This is a genomic window from Mesorhizobium sp. M2A.F.Ca.ET.067.02.1.1 (assembly GCF_004023285.1).
In the GTDB taxonomy this organism is placed as follows: Bacteria; Pseudomonadota; Alphaproteobacteria; order Rhizobiales; family Rhizobiaceae; genus Mesorhizobium.
The window spans coordinates 1-4,568 of sequence record NZ_RZSB01000493.1; the positions used below are offsets into that span (position 1 = coordinate 1).

At 63.6% G+C, this 4,568-nt stretch carries 5 protein-coding genes; 4 read left to right on the forward strand and 1 reads right to left on the reverse strand.

The window, feature by feature from the left end; genetic code table 11:
* The 3 genes from hemH to EOA28_RS25900 all read left to right on the forward strand — a co-directional run.
* The coding region (gene hemH, locus EOA28_RS25890) for a ferrochelatase (RefSeq protein ID WP_128315423.1) at positions 1–889 on the forward strand (889 nt) is incomplete at its 5' end.
* Positions 890–1,130: 241 nt separating this feature from the next.
* The gene (locus EOA28_RS25895) at positions 1,131–2,081 is read left to right on the forward strand and encodes an SPFH domain-containing protein (protein ID WP_127249792.1); all 951 of its coding nucleotides are present in this window, start codon (positions 1,131–1,133) and stop codon (positions 2,079–2,081) included.
* A 26-nt stretch (positions 2,082–2,107) separates the two neighbouring features.
* On the forward strand, positions 2,108–2,572 hold the full coding sequence (locus EOA28_RS25900; protein ID WP_126081467.1) for an NfeD family protein: 465 nt from the start codon (positions 2,108–2,110) through the stop codon (positions 2,570–2,572).
* 49 nt (positions 2,573–2,621) lie between these two features.
* Here EOA28_RS25900 and EOA28_RS25905 read toward each other — a convergent pair whose 3' ends face one another.
* Positions 2,622–3,623, reverse strand: a complete 1,002-nt coding sequence (locus EOA28_RS25905) for a KpsF/GutQ family sugar-phosphate isomerase (RefSeq protein WP_127249794.1) — start codon at positions 3,621–3,623, stop codon at positions 2,622–2,624.
* A 160-nt stretch (positions 3,624–3,783) separates the two neighbouring features.
* Between EOA28_RS25905 and EOA28_RS25910 the strand changes: the two genes are divergently transcribed.
* The coding region (locus tag EOA28_RS25910; RefSeq protein WP_148670854.1) for an outer membrane beta-barrel protein at positions 3,784–4,568 on the forward strand (785 nt) is incomplete at its 3' end.

Consider the following 4,568-nt stretch of genomic DNA (forward strand, 5'->3'; position numbering starts at 1 on the left):
GCGCGTCATCGAGCTCAACAAGGCGATCTGGTACCCGATCCTTTACGGCCTGGTTTTGACGACCCGGCCGAAAAAGTCCGGCGCCAACTATGCCCGAATCTGGAACCGGGAGAAGAACGAGTCGCCGCTGCGCACCTTCACCCGCTCCCAGGCAGAGAAGCTCGCCGGTGCCCTCGCCGATCAGTCGAACGTCGTGGTCGACTGGGCGATGCGCTACGGCAATCCTTCGACGGCAAGCGTCGCGCAAAAACTGGTCGAGCAGGGCTGCGACCGTATCCTGTCCTTCCCAGTATATCCGCAATATTCGGCAACGACGACGGCGACCGCCAACGACCAGTTGTTCCGCGCGCTGATGAAGATCAGAAACGCGCCGGCGATCCGCAGCGTGCCGCCCTATTACGATGAACCGGTCTACATCGAGGCTCTCGCTCACTCGATAGAGCGGCATCTCGAGGCGTTGGACTTCGAGCCCGAGGTGGTTATCGCGTCCTATCACGGCATCCCGAAGCCGTATTTCGAGAAGGGCGACCCCTACCATTGCCACTGTCTCAAGACGACGCGGCTGCTACGGGAAAGGCTCGGCTGGGACGAGAAGAAGCTCATCACCACCTTCCAATCGCGTTTCGGCGCGCAGGAATGGCTGCAGCCCTACACCGATGTCACGGTCGAGAAACTGGCCAAGGACGGCGTGAAATCGATCGCCGTCGTCAATCCGGGCTTCTCCGTCGACTGCATCGAGACCCTGGACGAGATCGGCCGCGAGGCAGCCGAGACCTTCCATCACGCCGGCGGCAGGAACTTCGCCCATATCCCCTGCCTCAATGACAGCGCCGAGGGCATGGCGGTCATCGAGGCGCTGGTCCGGTGCGAGCTTTCCGGCTGGGTGTGACCGGCTTCACCGACAGGCTGGAAACGGTGCGCAAAACCCGCCGCTAACCGGTATCAGAGCATGATGCCGAAAAGTGTGAGCGGTTTTCGGACCCCATCATGCTCTTTCTATTGACCCAGGGCCGGATGATTCAGGTCGATCCGGCCTGAAATCATCCGGCTCTGGCGATCACCTGATTGTAACGCTACGGAAACACACTTAAGTGATTCCGTGAGGTCGCCGCCTTTGAGGGAGAAGCGAAATGGGCTTTAGCGGTTTCGATATTGCCATCATTGTTCTTGTTTTCCTGGTCATCATTCTGCTTTTCAAGGGCATCAGGACGGTGCCGCAAGGCTACAACTACACGGTGGAGCGCTTCGGCCGTTACACAAAGACGCTGACCCCCGGCCTCAACATCATCAACCCGATCTTCGAGCGCGTCGGCGCCAAGATGAACATGATGGAGCAGGTGCTCGACGTCCCGACGCAGGAGATCATCACCCGCGACAATGCCATCGTCGGGGTCGACGGCGTAGCCTTCTACCAGGTGCTGAACGCCGCCCAGGCCGCTTACCAGGTGGCTGGGCTGCAGAACGCCATCCTCAACCTTACCATGACCAACATCCGCACCGTCATGGGTTCGATGGACCTCGACGAATTGCTTTCCAATCGCGACGCCATCAACGAGCGCCTCCTGCGCGTCGTGGACGAGGCGGCGCATCCGTGGGGCATCAAGATCACCCGCGTCGAGATCAAGGACATCAACCCGCCGGCCAATCTCGTGGAATCGATGGGCCGCCAGATGATGGCCGAGCGCGACAAGCGCGCCCAGATCCTGGCCGCCGAAGGCCTCAAGCAATCGCAGATCCTTGAAGCCGAGGGCCGCAGGGAAGCCGCTTTCCGCGACGCCGAGGCGCGCGAGCGCTCGGCCGAGGCGGAAGCGAAGGCGACGCAGGTCGTGTCGGAAGCCATCGCCAAGGGCGATGTGCAGGCCATCAACTACTTCGTCGCGCAGAAATACACCGAGGCCTTGGCCAAGATCGGCTCGTCGAGCAACAACAAGATCGTGCTGATGCCGTTCGAGGCCTCGTCGCTGATCGGTTCGCTCGGCGGCATCGGCGAGATCGCCCGCGAAGTCTTCAAGGGCGATACCCCATCGGGCACGCCGCGTCAGTGTTCGCGCCCGCCGATCGTGCGGCAGACCGACAGCTGATCATCTAACTCTGTGGGAGACCGTCAATGATCGACCGCATCGTTTCGGAACTCGGCCCGTGGAACTGGATGGTTCTCGGCATCGTGCTCCTGGTGATGGAAGTCGTGGCGCCCGGCGTGTTCATGCTGTGGATCGGCATCGCGGCGCTGATCGTCGGCGCGGTGTCGCTGGCGATCTGGGACGCGGCGTTCTGGACCTGGCAGGTCCAGGTCCTGGCCTTCCTCGTGCTGGCCGTGATCTCCGCCTATGTCGGTCGGCAGATCGCCGTCAGTCGGCAAGGCAGCGTCGACCAGCCGCTGCTCAACCGCCGCGGCGCGCAGATGGTCGGCCGCACGGCAACGTTGGCCGAGCCGATCAAGAACGGCCGCGGCCGCATCCGGCTCGGCGACACGCTGTGGCGCGTCTCCGGTCCCGACCTGCCGGTCGGCGCGCAGGTGCGCGTGACCGGGGCGGCGGATACCGATCTGGAGCTGACTGTCGAGGCAATCTGAGCCGAGACAGATCAAAATATCGGGCCGATTCGGCCTGAAATCTCACGCGTTAAGCTGCGCCGATGCGCAGCAGGTCGTGGAAGTGAACCACGCCCACCGGCATTTTGTTTTTGATCACGACCAGCGCGCCGATATTGTGCTCGTTGAGCATGGCGATCGCCGTGCCCGCCAGCGTCTGCGGATCGATCGTCTTGGGGGTGCGGGTCATCACCTCATCGACGGTGACGTCGGCGAGATTGCGATGCAGATTGCGTGCGACGTCGCCGTCGGTGACGATCCCGACCAGTTTGCCGCTGGCATCGACGATGCAGACACAGCCAACTTTCTTTTGCGAGAGCGTCATCACCGCTTCCGGCATCTTGGTGCCGAGCAAAGCAAGCGGCACCTGATCGCCGGTCCGCATGATCTCCGAAACCAGGGTCAGATTGGCGCCAAGCTGCCCGCCGGGGTGCAAGGTTCGGAAGTGATCGGATGTGAAGCCACGCGCCTCGAGCAGCGCGATCGCCAGCGCATCGCCCATGACGAGTTGCAGAAGCGTCGACGTCGTCGGCGCCAGCCCGTGCGGACAGGCCTCCGGCACGATCGGCAGCAGCAAGACCACGTCCGCCGCTCGCGCCAGTGCAGAGTTCTCCCCGGAAGTGATGGCGATCAGCGGGATCGAGAACCGCCTCGAATAAGCGACGATACCCATCAGTTCCTTGGTTTCGCCCGACCACGACATGGCGATGATGGCGTCGTCACGGGCGATCATGCCGAGATCGCCGTGATTGGCCTCCGCCGGATGGACGAAAAAGGCCGGCGTGCCGGTCGAGGCCAGCGTCGCGGCGATCTTGGAGCCGATATGGCCGCTCTTGCCGACGCCGGTGACGATGACGCGGCCCGCGATCCGCGAAATCAGGTCGATGGCCGCCGCGAAGGGCTCGGCTAGCCCATCTGCGAGTCCGGCGGCCAGGGCCGCCATGCCGGCCTGCTCCGTCGCCACCGTTCTCAGCGCCGATTCGATCGCAGCCTGCCTGTCCGGCTGCTTTCTTTCTGGGGACCCCGCATGCATGGCAGAAGCCATTAGCGCCATGTCGCCCGCCTGTCCAACGGAATTGCCGTTTGCCCTCGTTTGCGGGCAACCCAGGCAGTCAGTCTCAACCCTCCGTTAACCATCCGCATTTACGGTTCGGTAAGTATGGCGCAACCGCGCCGCGCAAGCAGTGGTGACGATGTCCGGGGGCCAGCCTGAAACGAAAATCGGTCGAAGGGGCATTGCCGTTGCAGCACTGCTGACGGCAAGCGCGCTTGCCTTGCTGCGCCCGGCGCTTGCATTTTCGCAGGAAACCGAACTGCGCGGCGAGGTTTCCGAATCGGCCATACTTGCCGACCAGCAGCGCAAGGCCAGGCAGTTGCGGGCGCAAGGATCGCAGGATCAGAACGCTCCCGCCGCCGTCCAGGACACGGCGCCGACAACCTATCAGCCGGCAAGCCCAGGCGCGGTTCCGGATGACGACCAGACGGCTGGTGCGTCGGACAGCATCTTCGACCAGCCGCCGGCAGCCAACGACCCGCTGGCCGACACGGCGCCGGCAAAGCCGCGCCGGCCCTCGACGGCAAGGCAGCGCACACAGGACGCCAAGGCCGACACGAAGGCCAGCAGCAAGACTGCCGATAAGAAAAAGACCAAGAAGAAGGCGGGCGAGGCAACCGACAACACGACCACCGCCGCAACCGCCGCCACCGGTGATCAGGCCGATGCTGCAGCGACTGCCGGCGACGGCGGCAACCGCCGCGCCGTCACCATCGACAGCGTCGACAAGCAGAAGCTCGACCCGGGCCAGGAGCGTACCGGATCGATCGATGGACAGAAGGTCAAGCCGGAGGAAGATCCCTTCGCCGCTCCCGGCGTAAGGATCGGCACCTTTGTCTTCCGTCCGACGCTGGAGCAAGGCTTCACCGCCACGTCGAACGCCGATTCCAGCAGCACTGGCAAATCGGCCGTCCTGTCGGAGAC